Source organism: Candidatus Fokinia cryptica (assembly GCF_034359305.1).
Lineage (GTDB): Bacteria > Pseudomonadota > Alphaproteobacteria > Rickettsiales > Midichloriaceae > Fokinia > Fokinia crypta.
Genome location: NZ_CP110343.1, coordinates 331,924 through 352,371 on the forward strand (window position 1 = coordinate 331,924; position 20,448 = coordinate 352,371).

21 protein-coding genes and 2 tRNA genes are annotated in these 20,448 nt (G+C 32.1%); 9 read left to right on the top strand and 14 right to left on the bottom strand.

All coding sequences use genetic code 11. From position 1 onward, the window contains the following. Window positions 1–4: 4 nt before the first annotated feature. Window positions 5–520: a phospholipase D-like domain-containing protein gene (locus Fokcrypt_RS01555; RefSeq protein ID WP_323722451.1), complete on the top strand. Its 516-nt coding sequence runs from the start codon at window positions 5–7 to the stop codon at window positions 518–520. Window positions 521–547: 27 nt separating this feature from the next. Here the strand turns inward: Fokcrypt_RS01555 and def are convergent, their stop codons facing one another. Genes def through Fokcrypt_RS01570 form a run of 3 tightly spaced genes read right to left on the bottom strand, consistent with a single transcriptional unit; the run spans window position 548 to window position 2,612 of the window. Continuing rightward, complete coding sequence (gene def, locus Fokcrypt_RS01560) at window positions 548–1,129, bottom strand: peptide deformylase (RefSeq protein ID WP_323722452.1); 582 nt, start codon at window positions 1,127–1,129, stop codon at window positions 548–550. A 20-nt stretch (window positions 1,130–1,149) separates the two neighbouring features. Beyond that, window positions 1,150–2,232 (bottom strand): mechanosensitive ion channel family protein, encoded by a 1,083-nt coding sequence (locus tag Fokcrypt_RS01565; RefSeq protein ID WP_323722453.1) that lies wholly within the window; start codon window positions 2,230–2,232, stop codon window positions 1,150–1,152. A gap of 8 nt (window positions 2,233–2,240) precedes the next feature. Further along, the gene (locus Fokcrypt_RS01570) at window positions 2,241–2,612 is read right to left on the bottom strand and encodes an NADH-quinone oxidoreductase subunit A (protein ID WP_323722454.1); all 372 of its coding nucleotides are present in this window, start codon (window positions 2,610–2,612) and stop codon (window positions 2,241–2,243) included. Between the two features lie 158 nt (window positions 2,613–2,770). On the opposite strand from Fokcrypt_RS01570, the gene Fokcrypt_RS01575 reads away from it, so the two are divergent. The 3 genes from Fokcrypt_RS01575 to Fokcrypt_RS01585 all read left to right on the top strand — a co-directional run bounded on the left by Fokcrypt_RS01575 (window position 2,771) and on the right by Fokcrypt_RS01585 (window position 7,040). Further along, window positions 2,771–3,391, top strand: a complete 621-nt coding sequence (locus Fokcrypt_RS01575) for a DedA family protein (protein WP_323722455.1) — start codon at window positions 2,771–2,773, stop codon at window positions 3,389–3,391. A gap of 99 nt (window positions 3,392–3,490) precedes the next feature. Continuing rightward, the gene (locus Fokcrypt_RS01580; RefSeq protein WP_323722456.1) at window positions 3,491–4,444 is read left to right on the top strand and encodes a DMT family transporter; all 954 of its coding nucleotides are present in this window, start codon (window positions 3,491–3,493) and stop codon (window positions 4,442–4,444) included. Between the two features lie 94 nt (window positions 4,445–4,538). Further along, window positions 4,539–7,040 carry an AsmA-like C-terminal region-containing protein gene (locus Fokcrypt_RS01585; protein WP_323722457.1) on the top strand — a complete coding sequence of 834 codons (2,502 nt, stop codon included), beginning with the start codon at window positions 4,539–4,541 and terminating at the stop codon, window positions 7,038–7,040. Window positions 7,041–7,046: 6 nt separating this feature from the next. Here the strand turns inward: Fokcrypt_RS01585 and Fokcrypt_RS01590 are convergent, their stop codons facing one another. Both Fokcrypt_RS01590 and Fokcrypt_RS01595 read right to left on the bottom strand, forming a co-directional pair. Next, window positions 7,047–8,465: a bifunctional enoyl-CoA hydratase/phosphate acetyltransferase gene (locus tag Fokcrypt_RS01590; RefSeq protein WP_323722458.1), complete on the bottom strand. Its 1,419-nt coding sequence runs from the start codon at window positions 8,463–8,465 to the stop codon at window positions 7,047–7,049. Between the two features lie 60 nt (window positions 8,466–8,525). Then, on the bottom strand, window positions 8,526–9,107 hold the full coding sequence (locus tag Fokcrypt_RS01595) for an SRPBCC family protein (protein WP_323722459.1): 582 nt from the start codon (window positions 9,105–9,107) through the stop codon (window positions 8,526–8,528). 10 nt (window positions 9,108–9,117) lie between these two features. Between Fokcrypt_RS01595 and ruvX the strand changes: the two genes are divergently transcribed. Continuing rightward, a complete protein-coding gene (gene ruvX, locus Fokcrypt_RS01600) occupies window positions 9,118–9,711 on the top strand; it encodes a Holliday junction resolvase RuvX (protein ID WP_323722460.1) in 594 nt (197 codons plus the stop codon). 307 nt (window positions 9,712–10,018) lie between these two features. Next, window positions 10,019–11,101, top strand: coding sequence for a Na+/H+ antiporter NhaA (locus Fokcrypt_RS01605; RefSeq protein ID WP_323722461.1), 1,083 nt, complete (start codon window positions 10,019–10,021; stop codon window positions 11,099–11,101). Here the strand turns inward: Fokcrypt_RS01605 and Fokcrypt_RS01610 are convergent. From Fokcrypt_RS01610 to Fokcrypt_RS01640, 7 genes are all read right to left on the bottom strand, one after another. After that, window positions 11,098–11,595 (bottom strand): MlaD family protein, encoded by a 498-nt coding sequence (locus tag Fokcrypt_RS01610; protein WP_323722462.1) that lies wholly within the window; start codon window positions 11,593–11,595, stop codon window positions 11,098–11,100. The two genes, Fokcrypt_RS01605 and Fokcrypt_RS01610, sit on opposite strands and share 4 nt — an antisense overlap. Further along, window positions 11,588–12,106, bottom strand: a complete 519-nt coding sequence (locus Fokcrypt_RS01615) for an NADH-quinone oxidoreductase subunit NuoE family protein (RefSeq protein WP_323722463.1) — start codon at window positions 12,104–12,106, stop codon at window positions 11,588–11,590. The genes Fokcrypt_RS01610 and Fokcrypt_RS01615 overlap by 8 nt, the downstream gene beginning before the upstream one ends. 9 nt (window positions 12,107–12,115) lie before the next feature. Further along, window positions 12,116–12,715: a F0F1 ATP synthase subunit delta gene (locus Fokcrypt_RS01620; protein WP_323722464.1), complete on the bottom strand. Its 600-nt coding sequence runs from the start codon at window positions 12,713–12,715 to the stop codon at window positions 12,116–12,118. 10 nt (window positions 12,716–12,725) lie between these two features. Further along, window positions 12,726–13,256 (bottom strand): signal peptidase II, encoded by a 531-nt coding sequence (gene lspA / locus Fokcrypt_RS01625; protein WP_323722465.1) that lies wholly within the window; start codon window positions 13,254–13,256, stop codon window positions 12,726–12,728. Next, window positions 13,213–13,587: a DNA-directed RNA polymerase subunit omega gene (rpoZ, locus tag Fokcrypt_RS01630; protein WP_323722466.1), complete on the bottom strand. Its 375-nt coding sequence runs from the start codon at window positions 13,585–13,587 to the stop codon at window positions 13,213–13,215. Before rpoZ ends, lspA begins: the two co-directional genes overlap by 44 nt. A 241-nt stretch (window positions 13,588–13,828) precedes the next feature. Next, entirely contained in the window at window positions 13,829–14,818 is a 990-nt protein-coding gene (locus Fokcrypt_RS01635) for a tyrosine-type recombinase/integrase (RefSeq protein WP_323722467.1), read from the bottom strand. Between the two features lie 20 nt (window positions 14,819–14,838). After that, window positions 14,839–14,911, bottom strand: a tRNA-Phe gene (locus tag Fokcrypt_RS01640). A gap of 494 nt (window positions 14,912–15,405) precedes the next feature. Between Fokcrypt_RS01640 and Fokcrypt_RS01645 the strand changes: the two genes are divergently transcribed. Then, on the top strand, window positions 15,406–17,952 hold the full coding sequence (locus tag Fokcrypt_RS01645; protein ID WP_323722468.1) for an AAA family ATPase: 2,547 nt from the start codon (window positions 15,406–15,408) through the stop codon (window positions 17,950–17,952). Window positions 17,953–18,307: 355 nt separating this feature from the next. Here the strand turns inward: Fokcrypt_RS01645 and Fokcrypt_RS01650 are convergent. Beyond that, window positions 18,308–18,381 (bottom strand) — tRNA-Gly (locus Fokcrypt_RS01650). A 176-nt stretch (window positions 18,382–18,557) separates the two neighbouring features. Between Fokcrypt_RS01650 and ndk the strand changes: the two genes are divergently transcribed. Continuing rightward, window positions 18,558–18,983, top strand: coding sequence for a nucleoside-diphosphate kinase (gene ndk / locus Fokcrypt_RS01655; RefSeq protein ID WP_323722469.1), 426 nt, complete (start codon window positions 18,558–18,560; stop codon window positions 18,981–18,983). Window positions 18,984–19,205: 222 nt separating this feature from the next. Here the strand turns inward: ndk and Fokcrypt_RS01660 are convergent, their stop codons facing one another. After that, window positions 19,206–19,859, bottom strand: a complete 654-nt coding sequence (locus tag Fokcrypt_RS01660) for a lysozyme family protein (protein ID WP_323722470.1) — start codon at window positions 19,857–19,859, stop codon at window positions 19,206–19,208. Window positions 19,860–19,925: 66 nt separating this feature from the next. Here Fokcrypt_RS01660 and Fokcrypt_RS01665 point away from each other — a divergent pair, with 66 nt between their 5' ends. Next, entirely contained in the window at window positions 19,926–20,228 is a 303-nt protein-coding gene (locus Fokcrypt_RS01665) for a hypothetical protein (protein ID WP_323722471.1), read from the top strand. The last annotated feature ends 220 nt before the right edge of the window (window positions 20,229–20,448 follow it).

Here is a 20,448-nt window from a genome sequence, read left to right on the forward strand (position 1 = left end):
GAAAATGAAAAGAAGCTTCATTTTTAAACTTTGCTTGTTATTACTTGTAGTTTATACGTTTCTCCTGAAATCTCCCATATCATGGGCACTGAAAAATGTATGCTTCTCTCCATCTAACTGTTGTGAAAATAATGTTATTGAGCTTACTAATAAAACGCTACACTCGATAGATATTGCTGTATACTCATTGACTAATATGAGAATATACGATGCTTTAATTGATGCTAAAAAACGTGGCGTAAAAATTAGAATTATTTCCGATAAATTGCAAAGTGGTGGGAAATTCTCTCTCATTCCAGTATTAAAATCCATGGGCTTTAATGTAAGGGTAAATAAAAAAGTAAAAATTGAACATAATAAATTTAGTATATTTGATAAATCTATTATGTTGACTGGTAGCTATAATTGGACAAAGGCTGCTACAGATGGTAATTCTGAAAATTGTATTGTAGACAAGAGAAAGAGAATAATATCACGATATACAAAAAGATTTGAAGAACTGTGGAATATGTACGAATAAGAGGATTATGATAAGTAAAAAATCACACTAATCTTCAGTTGAAGTCGATAATTTCTTATATTTTTGAAGTGCTAAAGATCTTTTTAACGGAGAAATACGATCTAAGAATACCTTACCATTAGTATGATCGATTTCGTGCTGAACACATACCGATAATATTGAGTGTGACAACTTTAATACTTTAGTGTGCATTTTTATATCTTCATACTCAATTGTTACATCTGCTGGTCTTTTTACTTTTACGAATAATTTAGGGAAAGACAAACAGCCTTCTTCGAATTCAGTGTAATGATCGGAACTTTGTATTATTCTTGGATTCAGCATAACGATAGGGTATTTCTCTTCTAGTTCCATTATTTGAGAATACTCCAAATTCTGAGCAATTGGTTCACTGAAGAAATTTTCATGATGTAGAATAATTAACTTTACCAAATATCCAACTTGAACAGCTGCCAATCCGATGCCATTTCTTGTATTGGTAAGGTATTGATACATTTCTATAAAAAGAGTCCTAATTTCGTCCGTTACTGTATGTATTGGTTGAGATTTTTGATGCAATATCTCATTTGGAGCTTTTATAATTTCGAGTTTTGGTCTGAGTATTGACATGAAGTAAGACTATTAATTATCTATAAAAAATTAATTTCATATTCCACATTTAAGTTATTGCATATTTTATTAATTACTTCAGTTATTCGCAATTTTATCTGATCTGCGGTGTTGATATCTTGTCTTTCAAAAAATGTGTTACACCTAAATAATGTTCTTTTACTTGTAGCTTCCAATATAGAGATTGGCAATTGTTCTTCAGGAATTATACCGATTGTTTCTGTGAGTTCCATAGTGAATTTTTCATAAAATTCCGAAACTGTGTTCATGGAAGTTGTGGAAATATAGATATTAAAAGCTACATGTACTTTTGTAATCTTTGATGCATTTTCCACTGGAGTAGAAATAAAAAGAAGATTAGGTATACATATACTCTTATTGTCCATACCTCTCAGATGTGTAAATCTCCAATTAATCCTTTCTACTACTCCTTCTGGTTGTAGCAATCTATTATCTAATAATTTGATTTTGTGTCCTATCTTGAACTGTTGATCGGCATAAATACTAAGTGTACCAACTACTCCGCTTAGCCAATCTCGCGAGGCAACAGCAATAAGAAGACCGCTTATTCCGCTAAAAGCCATCAACCCTTCTATGCTAAGTCCAAAGATTTTTAATATACCAAATGCTCCAAACAGTACTATTATTGCTGAGATGAATTTAGAAGCTACGTCTACTGTCGGTTTATCTAGTACTATATCGCTATTTGATAAAAATGTAGGGGTATGGTGGATTATAAATTTTTCCGTAATTTTTATTGCCCTTATTATGAAATTTACCGCAAGTAAGATACATGCTATATTTACCGTTTTATTCATAAATTCAGGTTTTGGAATAAGCATAGTAGCTACTTTCCTTATCGATACTACCATTATTAGTAGACGTATTGGAGTGTAACCACTTAGTGCTATTCTATACCAATAGTTTGATGATGATGAGCTTCTTTTATTTTTATATAGCACTAAAATCCTTCTAATTAAAGAAAGTACATATAGGATAATTGCGGCCCATGAGATTGTAATAGCTATCCGAACGCTATTAGCGATGACAGTCCGATATTCTTCCAGTATAGAAGTATATAAGAATGAAAAAATGTCGAACATAAATCTTACTAATAGATACGGATTGCTTTTTTGGATATTTCATACACTAAACTGGTTCCTACTAAGCCAATAAAAATTAGTCCAACCTTAAATGCTAATGGAGTAATATATTTAATTCCTATTGCCCATGGAAACAGCATACATATTTCTACGTCAAATATTATAAATAGTGTTGCAATTGAATAAAATCCCACATGTGTACTACGTCTGTTTATTCCTACAGGTGGTAATCCGCATTCATATTCCGAAGTTTTTGCTTTGTAGTAGTTCGTTTTTGTAAGTAAAAAAGGAAGTGCATTTGCAATTACACTTAGGAGTACGACTATCAAAAAAAATATTGCTACCGGTTGGTAGGTAGAAATTACATCACGAGCAAGCATTGCTAATATAAGCTTAAAAACTTTACAGTGAATAATAGATGACTATACGATAAATATCTATATCATTGCATTAAAAGCTTTTTCAGTATTTTCATTCGATGTTACTAGAATTTCTCCATAGTTCTATGCTGTTAATAAAGAGTTTTCTTCACAGCTTCATGTTGTTAATTAAAAATTTAGGATATGTAGGGATCTTTATTACTTCCGTAATAGAAGGTACATTAATTCCGATTCCGAATGAGATAACGATGATTCCAGCTGGATACTTAGCTGCTCAAGATGTTTTTAGTCTTCCTTTAATCTTGATTTCTGGTATTTCTGGTAACTTTTGCGGAGCATTTATTAGCTACTACGTGTCATATAGGTATGGAGCAAAATTTATAGAAAAATATGGTAGATACTTTTTTATATCTGAAAATGCTATGAGTAAGGTAGAGAAATTTTTTCGTGAATATGGAAGGGTATCAGTCTTTATAGGGAGGATTATGCCTGGGGTGAAACATTTCATTTCTATACCTGCAGGCTTATCGAGAATGCCGATTGGAGTGTTTTGTCTATATAGTGGTGTAGGAGGAGGGATATGGGTTACGACTCTTGTACTTATAGGGTATCTAATGGGTGATAATGCAACACTAATTGCTAAGTACTTTGGATATTTAAATTATGTGATTATTTTTATGACTGTTGGAGTTGCTTTTTACATATTACGTAAGCCTTTAAGAGGAGCTTTAGTTATTGTTAAAGAGAAGATTAGCACTACTTTAAAAAGAAAATTATGATTTTTCTCAATATGCCGTTTGTTACGTTGAATATTATAATGTAAATTGTTATTATAATAACGCTGAGACGTGAGAGTTTTCAGACTCGTATTCTTTAAAATGGAAAGTCTGATGAGAAATAATCCGCAAGAACTGCGCAATAATATACCGGGTATACTGCTAATGTTGCTGAATGCATTCTCTCTTTCTGTATTGTATACATGCAGTAAGAAGCTAAGAGTTGTGTTCGAAGCTGAGCAATTGACCTTTTTATATAAATCTATTGTTTTCGTTTGTAGTATCCCATGGATATTCTATAAGCATAGAAGTTTGAGTGTATTGAAAACATCAAGGGTAGGATTGCACTTTATGCGTGGTTTGAGTGCATTCTTAGGTTCTTTATTATTTTATCATTCCATCTTGTATGTAAATACTACTGAAGTTGCTGCTTTTACATATCTTGAGCCATTAATAGTAACGATATTAAGTATAGTATTATTCAAGGAGAAGTATCATATCGGTACAATAATATTTATATCATGTGGTCTTATAGGGAATATATTGGTTTTTTCTAGTGGTTATAATAGTCAACATACCGCTCCGTTAATAGGTTATATGTACTTGATATTTGCACTACTCTGTTGGGGTGCTAATAACATATTTATAAAGATGCTAGGCAATACCGAGAGGACAGCTACTCAATTATTCTATAATGTTTTTCTAGGGACAGCGTTTTCTATTCCATTGGCATTTCGTTATGTTTGGACTATAGATTTAAGCTACATACCGTATATTTTATTAATGGGAGCTGCTCATGTAGTGCATATCATATCATTTTTTAAGGCTTTCAAGCTTTCTCCGGTTTCTGTAGTATTTCCTTTTGATTATACTCGTTTGATATTTACCGCTTTATTAGCATATCTTTTCTTAGGACAGAATCTTACGGTAATGACTATTACTGGGTGTGTTATTATAATAGTAGGCGGAGTGTTTATGGTGTATAGTGAAGCTAGAACTAAGCATGGACTTAAGCAAATAAGACATAATATCGAAAGTGAAGTAGTAAATAAATAGTTTTATCGTAAAATAGTATATGTTGTTTTTATAATATTGAATTATCGAAAGAAAAATTTTATACTCTATTTACTTACGATAGTGATCTACTGTGATGCAGAATAGCTTCTATAAGTTAGTTGCATTAGTTGCGTTATGCAGTGTACTTTCGGTTTTGTATTTTGGTTTTTCTATTAATTTTATTGTGGTAAAAGAATCGATATATGAGTCGATGGAAAAACGATATGGATACAAAATTTCATCAAGTGATGTGAAATTGTTTGTTTCATACTTCCCAGAAATAAAATTTTCAAATGCTTTTATATATGATAACAGAAAAGAAAAAGTTATTACCGCTAAAGAGATATGTATTAGATATAACATTTTCACTTTCATTGCTTCTGTCTTTAGTAAACAAGAAAATAAAGTCATTATAACAGATGGTAGCTTATATCTTAATTCTGTAGTTAAAGAGCCACCACCTATCCGTAATGTAGAATTACATAATGTGAAATTAATATATACTTCTTCTGATAAATTTCCCGATATCACAATATTTAACGGTTATCAGAATGCTTATAGCTTACGATATGAAGGACAGGCTCATATAAAAGCTGATAACAGTAATCATGATTTTTCTCTGATATGGAGCGATAAGGAATTGGATATGGATTTTTCAAATGTGAAGATCAATCTGAAAAAGCATAGTAAAGATAATTTAATGGAGTTGATAGTTTTAAACAAGAACGAAGAAATGATGAAATATCTGTTTAAATTTGAAAATAGTAATGATGAAGTCTCTATAAATCTTACCAAAATAAATAGTAAGTCACATGAATACTTATATAGAGAATGGGAAAATTTCCTGCATGTGAACTTTAAAGAGCATACTATATTATCAAATTTATCTATACCGATAGACATGCCTAATAATGTTAATCTTGAAGAAATTTATAAAAATAGAGATTGGGTTCAGTTGTTGAATAATTTGATATCAAATGGAATATTAATGATGGATATGAAAACAAATTTGGATTTGCAGTTAATAGATGAAAAAGTTGGAGATACGCTAAGTATTAACATGCTTGCTGATAGTAATAGTGGTGCTTATAGTGCGTTTTTTGATTCTAAAAACGTAAATATTAATTCCGGTGGTTATGGATTTGAAGATGCTGATGGAATTGGTATCGCTTTTATGAGTTCTAATATTACTTATAAAGCAGATAATATAACATCAACTTCTAGTGTTTCCATTTTTCCATCATTCTTATATTTATCAAATGTTACTAATGATGATAAAAACACTAATAATTTACGTACTCATATTGTAATGCATCAGGGCTGGGGAGGAGAAGCAGAATGGCTTATAGTGCATTCTTTAGATAAATTGGTTTTTTCTTTGAAAAACAACATCTTATCTAATTTTTTATCATGCTCATACCTTACCGATTACGATATTAGCGGTGAGACTTTTAATCAAAAATGTCAGTATCTACATTTTTTGAGAAATATAAAAGATGAGGTACATTTTTATTTGATTGCAGATAAGACAATGTCACAGCAATTAGAAGATAATGGTGTACTACTTCACGTAATTTTGGAGCGAGATAATATTTCAGGGGAATTTTCGCAATTGAATGAAAATCGTGAATTTTTGAGCACTATGAATTTTGCTGTTTCTGTTGTTAATTACAGACCAAATTTTACGCTAAATGGAAGGGTTAAATATATCAATCTTAATTTCTTCTCTTCAGCTTTATCGGAATTTCTAGCTGATGTTACTAATTATCAAAAACTCCCTCCAGAGATAATTGCAATATCTAAAGATATGGATTCCGATGAAGTAATACATTTTATGAATGTTGGATTTTTTGATCATCAAGTGGATGTAGAATGCGATTCTGTTACAGGATGGTTTTTAGGTGATAAAAAGATAAATAACTTAATGGTACAATCTCAAAATGATGAAGGAATTATAACAATTCGGAACTTACACGGAGACTTTGATAATGGAAATTTTGATATGCAAGCGAATATAAGTTTATATAAAGATTTACCACGCTATGAAGTAGCATTTGGGATATCTAATATAGATCCCGGAGTTATATCACGATTTTTATTGGACAATAATATAGTGATTGATGGTTTTACAAGCATTAATGGTCTTTTGAAAACTGAAGGAATATATAAATCTTCGTTCTATCATAATTTATCTGGACAAGTAATGATGCAAGGAAAAGCAATATCTATATATAATTTAGATATATTATCATTTATTAAATACGTCAATAATTCTACTGTAGAGAATTTCGATAAAGATAAAGCTGCTCAGACACTAAATCAAAATAAAACATACTTCGAAAATACGAATTGTACCTTGGAGATCGATAATGGCATAGGTACTATAGATAACGGAGTTATTAGTACTAATGGAATTAGCGGCTCCTATGCTCTTACTTGGGCATTATTGGAAAAAATACTCAAGCTACAGTGGAGATTTTCTTTTATTAATCGAAACGAAAAACAAGTGTATTTGCCTATAGAAATAGAAGGTAAGATCCCGGTTTTTAGTATATCTTATGATTTTAGTAATTTTCTGCCAACTCCTACTAAATAAATATAATTATTTGGCTCTCATTGTACTAAGATATTGGAGATATGCTAGTGCGCATGATGCTTTTCTAGATATTATATCTCCTTCCGCTCTACTAGTAATTACAATTGGAATCTTAGCTCCAAGCACAATTCCTATACTTTTTGCATCGGATAAGAAACTCATTTGTTTGAACAATATATTACCCGATTCTATATCAGGTACTACGAATATATCAGCATCTCCCGCAACATCGCTTTTAATACCCTTTATAACTGCGGCTTCCTTAGAGATTGCGTTATCAAAAGCTAGTGGTCCATCTACAATAGCGTTCTTTATTTGACCACGTTGTGACATTTTAGATAATATTGTTGCATCTATGGTAGATTGCATTTTCATGTTTACTGTTTCTACAGCTGAGAGTATAGCGACTTTTGGAGTTCTTATAAATAAGGTAACATATAGATCTACAGCATTTTGCACGATGTCAACTTTTGTATTTAAATCGGGGGCGATATTTACTACAGCATCTGTGATAAAAATAGGCTTCTGATAGTTTGGAGTTCCTACAATAAACACGTGTGATATTTTTCTAGAAGTTTTAAGGTTACTTTCTTTATCTAGAATTGCATGTAAAACATCATCTGTATGTATATTTCCTTTTATAATACAATTTATACGCTGTTCTTTTGCTAAAAATGCTCCTTTCGCAGCAGCTTCTTCATGTGTACTTGCGTTAATTATTTCTATATTATTTAAATTAATTCCCTTGGATTGTGCAATATCTATAATCTTCTCTTTTGGACCGATTAGTATAGGATCTATAATACCATCCTTTTTCCCCTCATATGCTAATTCTAGAGATATATAATCTGTTGGAAAAATAATGGCGGACGGCATCGGTTTTGTCGCTATTTTTGAAAGACGCTCAAGCATCACTTCATATCCTTTTCCAAGTTTATCTTCTAATAGTCTTAATTTTGGGAAGTTATGGATATCTCTTGTTATAGGTTGTTGCGGTAATTCTATAATAAATTCACCATTACAAATTAGTATGTTATTAATATAACCAGCGATTTCAATTTTTATTTTTCTAGTGGTTTTATCAATGTTTTGTATGGTGTATTCGGCTTTAATTTTATCCCCTATCTTAATACCACTTATGTTTTGTAGCCATTTGAAAGAGGTAGATTTATAATTTAAACTAGCCCCAAAAATTTTAGTTTCAATGCTTGAGAAAACGTACTGTAAAAACGTCAGATATATATATGCAGAAGATGTGTAAGAGTCGCATGATGTGGTAATGGGCGATATAAATGTCCAATCTTTAGCATCTCCAAAAAGGTGAGTGAGTATGTTGATATCATTTTCATCTACAAGTTTTTCTTCTGTTTTTTGCATTCCGACTTTGCATTTTTCTATAGATAATAGTTCGTTGCTATATAGCATTTTGAGAATATATTGCTCTTTTTTCTAAAGTTATCTTATATGATGAAATCTTACAAGATATTATTGTTCTACTATTGCGTTATAGATTCTAAAACATACTGCTTCGATATTTAGTTTTAAAATTTTATTTAAGAGTGAATTTTGTAAGCCTACATTCATAGTAAATGATACTGAAGTAGTATTTTTATCCTTTCTTTTTAGTTTCCAACTTCCATTCATAGTGTGGAATATTGATTCATTAGACTGAATCTTTATCTCTATAAATGATAAATATTCCGAATATTTATCTTCCATTTCTTTTATTTTATGTAAGTTACGTGCAATTTCTTGTAATTGAATATTACATATGTTGGTGTCAGTATAGAAAAAACATGCAACATGTGATGTGAAGCTTTTATGAAGAATCTTCCACTTAAAGTGTATTGTACCTGTGAATTCACCATTATTTAGTTTATCAGATTTTTTATAAATGACTTGCGAACAATATGGTATGAAATTCGGATAATCCTCTATATCTATGATCTTTTTGAAAATTGGAAAAATTTTATTTGAGACATTTTTTTCTACAGATATAACATGCTTCATATTATAAGCTATGATTGATTTTTTAGAATAATTACTAGATGTTCTATTTTTCCACATACTCTATGCAATGAAGTTGAATTTTATAAGCGGTTATGATGCTTTGCAATTAATAGAAGAAAAAATTGCTCTGGAAAAAACATATGTACTCAGTGGGCTCGATAACGGAATGAAAAAAATTGGTCTTGCTCGATTTATTAGTCTAACCGGGAACGTAATACCATATGGTACGGTGCAAAATAATAATGCAGCACCTGAAAAAATTATAAAATTTATTATAGAATCAGTGCCAATTTGCTGTGTTATGGGGGTATGGCAACCTGATAATGAAAGTATAGAAAATTCGCATCTAAAAATATCATGGAAGCAACTTCCTGAAATGACAAAAAATCTTCTATGTGATATCCAAAGATTATCATGTGATATAGAAGAATTGTTAACTCTATACAATTCTACTGATAATTTATATGAGTTGAATCAACAATATCATGAATGTATTAATATTACTTTTTTTAATGAAAGTATGACTACTATGTTAGCAAATCATAAGCTTAAAGAAGTTGGATTATCCAGAAAGAAGAGGATATTATTAGATGATAAAATTGCGGCTACAGAACTTTTAGAGAGATTTATATCATTTTTCAAATTACGTTTAAAAGTATAAGCTGTAGTACAAACATATTTAGTAAATATATTGATTGCTCGTATTTTAGAGGTTATCCTAATATAGAAACTAATTTTATTACAAGCACATGGATATTACAGCAAAAAAAATCATAGTGTTATCCTTTTGCATTCTTTTGAGTGCTATTCTTTTTATTGGATGCAATGGTCAGTCTAATGCAGATTTGAGGAGTCCTTGTGCTGCGGGAGATTCAATGAATATTGATATTGCTAGCCGTACCCCTTGCATCAAAAGAGATGTTGAGATGAATGTTTACTTTATGTAGTTGTGGTATGCGAATTTATTGATGAAGTTAAAAAAATTAATAGAAGAAAAGAATTTCTTAGTATTGCTGTTTGCGGTATGTGGTTTTGTTATTGCTAATCTTTGTACCGATTTATACAGAGAAATTGTAGATGGTATGCGTGTAGGGTACGTTAGTAGTCATTTTTTGATGCCTGTGTATTTTATGCTAATTGGTATTGAGATGCGAAAAGAGATGAATGTTGGTGGGATTCTTAGTTCTCGTATTCGTATTGCATTTCCTCTTGTAATGGCTATCAGTGGAGTACTATTTCCAGCGATAATATATGTTGCTGCCGCCCTTATTCTAAAAGTTGATATTATCAACGGATGGGCAATACCGACTGCTACTGACATAGCATTTGCGACAACAGTTTGTTTGATAGTGCGTGGATTAAGAGAGAATTCTAGAAAAATTCTTACAGCTGTAGCGATATTTGATGATTTAATAGCTGTTTTAGTAGTAGCGGTTTTTTACTCTAATACCATAGAGATAGAGTATTTATTCTATATTGCTGTTTTAATATTTATTGCAAGTATTTCAAGTAGGTATATGGAGAATTTAGTAATATTATGGTTGTTGTTATTTGGACTTCCTTTATTTTGGTTGATACAGAAAAGTGGCGTACATAATACCGTTTCTGGATTTTTGATAGGAATTTTAATTCCCTTTGGCAAAAAAGCATTAGATGTAGAAAAAGTCCTTCAAGTTGCATCAACATACCTTATATTGCCACTTTTCGCACTATGCAATACTGGAATTACTATGAGTATTGGTGATCATTATGATGTCTTAGGTGTTACATTTATTGCGTTAGTTTTGGGTAAAAATATAGGTATCTCCACTTCTGGGCTGATTATGCTGAAGCGGTATAATATAGGTTACAAGATTAGTTTGGATGATATCTTAATGATAGGAGCATTTTGTGGTATAGGATTTACTATGGGAATGTTCATCGCTACCCTTTCATTTGAAGATGTGAATATACAGGATAGTGCAAAAGCAGGTGTTATATTAGGTTCTGTTATTTCTGCGATAATATGTGCAACAGTATCGAAATTGAGAAAAGCTAAACTTTCTTTTTAGCCACTTTTGCCATTATTATTACTTGTATCAGTTCCTTCATCTGCTTTAGTGTTATCAATACCAAAGATATATTTACCAACTAGTGATTCAATGTTCACAGGAGGCTGAGTCCACTCAAACTTACCATCATCAGCTAAGTATTGACTACTACTACCTACGTTTATGTTAACGTATTTACTCCCTATTAACGAATCACTTATGATTTCAGCTACTGAGTCAGAAGGGATTTTAAGATCTCCAACAATTTCAATTTTTAATACGGCAAGATAATCTTCATTAATAGAAATTTCACTTACTTTACCAATCTTTACTCCTGCAATCTTTACATCGCTACCCACTCTTATTCCATCTACTCTCTCAAATTCTCCTCTTAGTGTGTATTTAGACGTCTCCAACACGGTAGTATCATGTTTAAATACAATGATGATTGCGAATATAGTCAAGGCTATCACTATAACTCCTATAGTAACGTCAATAGATCTAGTGTTATACATTGGATGGATGAGATTGTTGTTTTTTTTGTAGTTCTTTTAATATTTCTACCGTTTTATCGTAATTTAAATGCTCATAATAGCTGTCATTTATCATGATTACTGGAGCATTGATGCAGCTACCAAGACATTCAACCTCCACGACAGTAAATAATTCATCTTCTGATGTTTCACCTACATCTATACCTATTGTATCACGTATTGCCTTATAGATCATCTGGTTTTGACATAATGCACAAACTACAGTTCTACATATTTGCACGAGATACTTCCCAACTTTCTTAGAATGAAACATTGAATAGAATTCTGCAATTTCTTTCACGTGAGCGGTGTTCATATGCAATACTTCAGCGATATGGCTCAATACTGCGTTAGATATCCAATTATTATTCTGCTGCTGTCCTAGCCAAAGTAATGGCATCACTGCACTTCTTTGTTTTCCTTGAGGATACTTTGCTATTATTTTTCTTACAGCATCCATATCTTTAAAGGAAAATTTTTCATATTCTTCCATAGCTCTACATTAAAGTTTTGTGAGCTGTTTTTTGGCTGCAAGTATTTTGCTGGCGATACTTTTGTCTATAAGTAGAAAATCCGATTCAATTCTAAATCCGCCTATCATAGAATCATCTATAAGAAATGTAGGCACGATAGAGTTGTTATCTACTGCTTCAGAAAGGCTTTTTACAAGATGTGCTTTCGTATCGTCATTTACTGGCCTAGTTGTGAATATTGTTGCTCTTCTGAGATTAGCGAGTTTATAAAATTTATTTATTGCAAATTGAATGAAATGATACATAAAAGGAAGCATCTTTCTATCTATGAGTAAATAGATGAAATGCTTAAGCTCTTCGAGCAGCCCGTGCTCTACATCATTAAGAGAGTTTTCGTGATTAACTAAATTGTGTATCACGAGTTCTCCTACGCTTTTCTGTATACTTTTAGGAGCGTGAATTGCTGAAAATCCTCTGCTAAGATAAATACTAGAGCGTGTTATGTCTAAGACGGCATTAAGAAAATCCAGTGCACTTATAACATTTTTCTCCAACAAATGAGATGTATTGTTACAAAAAACATCGCTCAGTTTTTTTATGTAGGAAGGAACCGAATAAAGCGAATTCATCACTTTTATATCATTTAGCTGTAGAAAGGCTGAAACGAGAGTAAACCAAAATTACTCCCAACACAATAGCTACATCAGCTAAATTAAAAGCAGGATAATGATACCGAGTTAGATGTATATCTATAAAATCTAGTACGTATCCTCTTACTATTCTATCGTATGTATTACCAATTGCTCCTCCTATTATCAAACCGACTCCAATACGAGATGCGATATCTTGCATTGATATGCTCCATATAAATAGTGTGAGAGTTATCAGTATTTGTAATACAATGAATGGGAGTTGGCTTGGAAAAAGAGAACTGAAAAAACCAAACATTACTCCATGGTTTTGAACATTCACGATATTGATAAAACTATCTACTCCGCGTACTTCAAGTGCACCATTAGGGACTGCGACTTCGGATACAGTTTTGGTAGCCAAATCTAATAAAAACGTAAAGAATGCTATAAAAACTACAAAGCATGGTGCTATGCAGTAACGTAACAGTATATTATTAATCTTCCCTTTCATCTCCATCTTTTGGTGAAAGGAGCTCATCTTCTAATTTATCGTCGAATAACTCATCTACCATTTCTTGTATCATGGCATCATTGCGTTTTTTAGCAACTTCCCTTTTGATATCAAGTGGATCTTTTTTCTTTAAAAACCAACGTGACTCTACCAGTTCCTGTATCATACCTTCACGCATTTTCTCCACATCTATTAGTCCTTTCTGTATTTCTGCTATCGCTATTGCGGTAGATTTTCGTCCCTCCATTCCAGATATAGCAGAAGGCGCACCTCGAGAAAGTTGTGAAGCACGATATGCCGCATACAGTACTATTTCGAACTGAGATAAATTTTTCTTTGGTGTAATAGGAGCACTCATGCTGGATTGGGTATCGTAAAATATATCAGCGTACCAGTCGTGATTATAACATATAGATAGAGTAAATCAATAGATTTCATTGAGTGACTTTTTATGTTACTTTAGAATAATGATATATAGTATAGGCAATTAAAACCTTACTTTTTTCCAAAAAATATAATATTTACATTTTTATTTATCTGAGTTTAGTAAATTCAATTCGTCTCAATTTTCTGAAGATAAAAGCTTTTTGTATCTTTAGTTACTTTTTTTTATTGTTATGCAGTTCCATAACAGTTTCAACAATATCATTTGTATCGGCATGCAAATATATAGATGTAGAGGCGATTGAAACATGACCTAGTAATTCCTGTATTTTTCTTATATCTCCTCCATTTTTTATTAGATGTGTTGCAAAACTATGTCTTAAGGTATGGGGAGAAGCTCTTGTATCAATGCCGAGAGAAATAAGTATAGATTTCATTTGCCTTCTGAATACATCAGGGTTTAATACATCTCCTCTTATTCCAATAAATATTGGTTGTTGTGATTCTAGTTTATGCGGACACTTCGTAATGTATTGTAGGATAGTATTCAATACGTGAGCTAATAGTGGTACTTTTCTTTCCTTTTTCCCTTTTCCTTTTACTATAAGACTTACATCATTTCTGTTGAAGTTAGACTCAAGGTTTTCGGTATTGAAGTTTATAATGTCGTGTTTTGTAATTTTCAGTACTTCTCCTATTCTTAAGCCATTTCCGTATAGTAAGGTGATGATACTTACATCTCTGTAAAATACCCACTCTTCAGGATATAAATCAGTGTTCGTAAATTGACATAAAGCGATACTATTATTTTCAGATATTGCTTTCGGAATGGTATTCTTAGTAGTTCTGATTTTTAATTTGTCGATGCTGATAAGAGTTTTTACATCATATTTAAATTCATCTTTTACATAGTGCAGGAAATATCGTAATCCGCATAACGTTCTACTATTTGATCTATGACTTACTTTCTGTTCTGTTCTAAAAGCAAGCCATGCTCTCATAGTTTGTATAGGAGCGTCAATAACATACTCAAGGGAGCACTTGGTTCCATGGTAGTGAGATAGAAATTCTATGAATGATGATAAATCGTGTAAGTATGCTCTAGATGTGTGTTCGCTACTGCCTATTTTAATGTATGAATGAAACTTCTCTACCATCGTCGCTAAAAGGTCATCACAGAGATTTTGTAATGATCTGAATTTCATGATTGAGTGTAAGAAAAAGGTGGTCAGAGCCGGAATCGAACCGGCGACACAAGGATTTTCAGTCCTTTGCTCTACCGACTGAGCTATCTGACCACAAATAGGTGGGCATATCATGCAACAACTTGAGCTGCTTCCTTTCGAATCTGACTCGTTTAGCGTTGATGACACCCCACATACTAAGAAGTACATACGGTATTGCATGCTGTCAATACGGATTTTCCTATGCAGTGATTTAAGTGAGGCTTAGAGTTGCATGAAAGTCATGTAAAATGCACTAAAAGTTGAACCGATGCTTTTTCTTCATTTATTTTTTTAAATGGATTATTACGCAAGATTATAATACCTAAAGTAAACGCACGAATGTTATTAAGAGTCGGAATTTACCAAGCTGTATTGTCTCAGTACTGATTTACATACAAGAAATAATCTGCATACAGTACCGAGATATAAGTTGTATTTTGTTAATAAGAAGTACTTTTCCTTATATAATATCAAAATATTATTACAATTGATGATGGCCTTTTACTTGCGTAGTTTTTTTGAAGTGTGTAAAAAGGATTTGTTTTGGAAAAATTTTAATGTTTGTTATGGACAACATAAATAGTACTAATTCCTCGAATTTGGATGAAAATGTTGAGAATGTAAGTGAGAGTGAGAATGCAGAAGAGGAGAACGATAAGGGCGATAGGAACGACGATGATATGGTATGTCTTTCAGTGGAGGCATCAAAGGAGAAGCAGTATAAGAGCTTGAGGAATAATGTTGAATTGAAATTCAAGAAAAAATCTGATGGGAAAGGGAATTTGATCGTCATCACTGGAGTGAATGGAGCTGGTAAAACTCATTTTTTGCAGGGGATTGCTAGGGATGTAACAAATGCACTACTTACGACTCGTAACTCAGCTTACGATTATTTCCATAATAGGCTTTGTACAATTGGAGATATCTATCATGAATTAGAAGATATTTTGCGGGAAATATATAAGCACTCTAAAAGGCCTCATAGTTGGCAGAATTGCTTATTTAATGAAGATAAAGAGGAGTATAAAGTAAGAGATAGCGTCTTAATACGCTTGTTAGTATATATGGAAGGGTTGTTTTTTTTTAGAAGAGGAGGTGCAGCACTAGAAATTACTGAATTTTCTAAGAGAGAAATTACTGAATTTCTAAAGGCACTTAATCTTTTAAAAATTGAGCATATTGAAAATTATCATTGTATTATAAGAGACAGCGATAGTTGTAAAAAGATCCTCATAATTCTTGAAGAAATTTTTGCAAAAACTTCCGCTGAGAGCAGAGGGATAAAGGATACAAAAAAGATAACTAAAGAGTCAGAATTTGAGCAATATATCCAAAAGCTTTTTGTGAGAAGTGCTATTGAAATGCACAGAGATGTTGTTAAGGCATTGAAGAGCATAATTTCTTATCACATATTTGAAATATTAAATTTAGAAGAAGATATAAATAGTAGTATCAAGAAGTGTAATATTAGTTTTAAGTATAAATTTACTATTGTAGGAGAAGAATTTTGTTTCACGGGTACAACAAAATTGAAAACAGGAGAAGAGCTACCTATTAATTTGAGATTTGAGGAGTTATCAAGTGGTGAGAAGATGATATTTGAATTGATATGTTATGCTACTTTCTGCAAAATGTTAAATATAAAATATCTACTATTTGATGAGTTTGATGCAAGTTTGAATCCCCAATTAGCAGAAAGCTACATCAAAACTGTGCGGGAAGTACTGTTGAAAAGTGGAATCACAGTCGTACTTACTACTCATTCCCCTTCTACCGTTATAGAGGTAGAACCGGATGAGTTGTGGTGGATGAGTAGAATGAGGAGAGACGATGGTAGCGAAGAAGTAGAACTCAAGAGCGCAGAAAATAAGGGTGGAAAAGTAAAGATTTTGGATTTCTTAGCTCCAAGGTTTACTCCATCTGAAGACGCTGCCAAACTTACATATAGTGCGATACCAAATGGTAGTATTGTAATTTTCGTAGAAGGAGAGTCTGATTTAGCTTTTTTCGAAGCAGTGAATGAAAAAATGGAGAGCATTTCGAAAAAAAATAGATATCATTTCTGTTATTTAGGAGGGATAACAAGGGCTTCTTATATTACTTTTATGCTTCAAAATTTCCCGAATAACTTAAAGAAAATTATCTTTATGCTAGATAGTGATAATGCAGGATGTGAAGCAATAGTGAATTTTTTAGAAAATAAGATTAAAGATCAAGATTTTAAAAAGAAATTTGTCACGGAAAATAATATTTTTCTCACTTTAATACAGTCATCTGATGGCGATACAGGAGAATATAAACTGGAAGAAATGATAAAAGACATTATGGAAGAAACATCAAGAAATGGTAGCAGTCCTCTCAAATGCAATTTTATACTGCTTCTATTGAAAGAAAAGTGGAAGATGATGAAGATTATGAAGGTAATAAACATCTTAGTACTAAGTAACAAAAGTTCTTCTAAAGATGGAGTAGAATTAATAAAGGATATTATAAATTATTCCTGTGATGAGCTCAAAGGTGCTTATGAAAGCAAAGTGAGTTCGTTGAAAGGATGTGATATAGAGAATTGGAATGAGCTGATACAAGATTGTAAAGAGGAGGATAAGGAAAAATTGGAAAAAGCTGGAAAAGAACTAGTTGGTTTTATAGGAGCAATAGTAAAACATTTGAATGAGGTAATTGATTATTTTGGGCAATTAAATGGTGATTCAAAAGATATAAGTGCTGCCACGTCAAACCGGAAAAAGATAAACTGGAAAGAGATAGAAGGAACAATAAATACTAGTTGTGTGGGTACTATAAACAATATTATAGCTAATTTGGAAGAGATAAAGAATGATAAAAAGGGGAAACAGTTAGAGGGAAATACAGAAAAGTGGGATGAGGCGATAGAGCTTATCAAGATAGTAGCTAATGGGACTACTTCAGAGCTCAACAAAGAGGTAATGAAAACTATTATTCCTTCAGATCCTATGACAAGTGAACCTGTTAAAAGGCAATTTGATTGGATTAATTCTATCATTGAATATTCAGAGGGAAAACAAGAAAAATTCGGTAAGGAAGTAAAAATATCTAAAAAAGGAAGAAACGTGAAGATTGTTACGAGAAAGTAATCCCAGCAAATGACACAATGCGTATCGGAAGAAGCACCACAAGAAAATTGAAGAGATGAAAAGATTGTTACGAGAAAGTAATCCCAGCAAATGACACAATGCGTATCGGAAGAAGCGCTACAAGAAAGTTGAAGATGAAAAAGGATGAATGAGATAGTATTGAAAAAAGTAGTACTGAAAAAAGTTTTTGGGGATTTTAGTTCACATCCTCACTACTTTGTTAGAAAAGAGCTTTGTGAAGAAAGACGCCCAAACGTAGCAGTTATGGCTTTCAGGATATAGGCACTAATCGCAAAAATATCAGAAGGATTTTGCGAAAATGCAATACAATGTAAGATTAGACCATACAAAACTATGGAGCGGGTGATGGGAATCGAACCCACGCGGCTAGCTTGGAAGGCTAGAACTCTACCATTGAGCTACACCCGCAAACGTGTACCTAGGTAACATATAAAATGAATGTTGAGACGTCAATATAAAATCCTTAAGAAGGCTATTATTTGTCGTTTTAAGAGATATGTTTATTTTTTGGAGATGTTTAGCATCTATTGAAGGTTATGATAAATTATGCTACATAATATCATGCAAATTTATCATTTACGCGAATGCAGAAATATACTCTTTCCATCATAAAGCCTGATGCGGTAGCTAGAAAAAAAATTGGTGCAATAATAGCTGATATAGAAAGTGCCGGATTTACAATAGTAGCTCAAAGAATGATTCATATGTCGAAAGATGAGGCTCGTGCGTTTTATGCTGTTCATTCAGAGAGACCGTTTTTTAATTCTTTGGTAGATTATATATCTTCCGGTGCCATAGTGGTGCAGGTTTTAGAAAAAGGAACTGACGTTGTTATGGCTTACAGAAAATTAATGGGGGCAACAAATCCTTCTGATGCAGAAGTTGGTACTTTAAGAAGAACATATGGTGCTAGTATAGAGGAGAATGCTGTTCATGGCTCTGACTCGGATGAAAATGCTAAAATTGAGATAGAATTCTTTTTCAAAAGTAATGATTTCAGTAATAAGTAACCGAAAGAAATTCATAAAGCTGTATTGTTAAATTGTGAAACATTTCCTTATGACATCTTTGAAGTTATTAGATCATGGACTAGCAGTATGTATTAAGATAGGCTTTTAGTGATGAAGTGTAATATAAGTTTAATATCTTTAAAAAGCAGGTAAGCTTCTAAATTAGTGAAAAATTTGTATCTTATGAATTAAAGATGTTTTATTAATTTGTTGAAATATTATTCACAAACTAAATTCTTTAATGTTCGTCTTCTTTTCGAAGGATTTTAACACATTTAGTATTTTTTCTGTATATTTCTTAGCGTAAATTGGAGTGAGAGAGTGAAATTGTGCAACAGCTTTTAGCCATTCTGAAGTGTTCTTATAATTTTGTACAATAAGATATGAGGCATATGCTATATTATTTGCTGGCTCTATCATCTGTTCTATGTTTTCAAAATTGTGAGCATGATATCTATAATTTATTTGGGAACATCCTACATCTATGTTTGAAATTCCTTGATTCACCTTGCTATTGAAAAATTTTATAGCTTCACTTTTAGTAGAAAATCTATATGACTCACCAGCGATTCCTATAGTCCATGGCCATGCTAATGCCATTCCAGCTTCTGAGTTATATATTCCAGACTCTACCACTGTAATAGCCAACAATAGATTTTCAGATATATTGTATTTTTTCTCATAAAAGATTGCAGGGATAATGCATTTTCTGTGTTCCAGCATATTGAATTTAATATCAGCATTAGGAGCACAATAGCCCTTTTTATAAAAACAAAAGGAAGAAGTAAGCAGTAAAAAAGCGAAAGAAATATTGCTTATTTTCCATATTTTCATTGTTGTTATACCAACATAAATTAGTAATAGATATTCTGACACACGTATTGCAAAAAGCAAGACATCTGTGTATGCTCACATCGAGTTGAACATACATAATTAGTGACTATGCATAGCGTTTTAAATTTCCTTCATATTGTTCCTTCTTTTCTTATTCTTGGCTTATTTCTAGTAATTTCTTTACGTTCTTTATGGCGCAAGTTCATTAATAGTAAGTTGGGTTATGAGTCCGAAGCTTCTTTTTTAATGGGCTCTTTAATGCTCTCTGCTGTTGGTATTGTGGCAGGTAGTTTTGTGCATCACGGTCATGAGCATGCTTTAGGTCTATTAGATCCTTGCTTTATATATGCTGCTGCATCAGTTATTGTTTCTATTACTTATCGTAAGGTATTAGCTAAGAAAATAGCGTAATTTGTTCTATCTGAAGTTTTTATTTGGTAGTTTAATTACTGGTAGTAGATTTTGTATTAATCTTTTTGTCTTTTTAGGCTGCGGGGAGAGCATAGTATTTGTTATGGGTAGAATTTTGTAATTTCTATTGATAAAGCTGTAGTTTTTTTTGGATATTATTTAGTGAATATTTGTAAATCATAGAAGGGAGCTGCTGTTCTTTATACTTTATAGGAGAGTG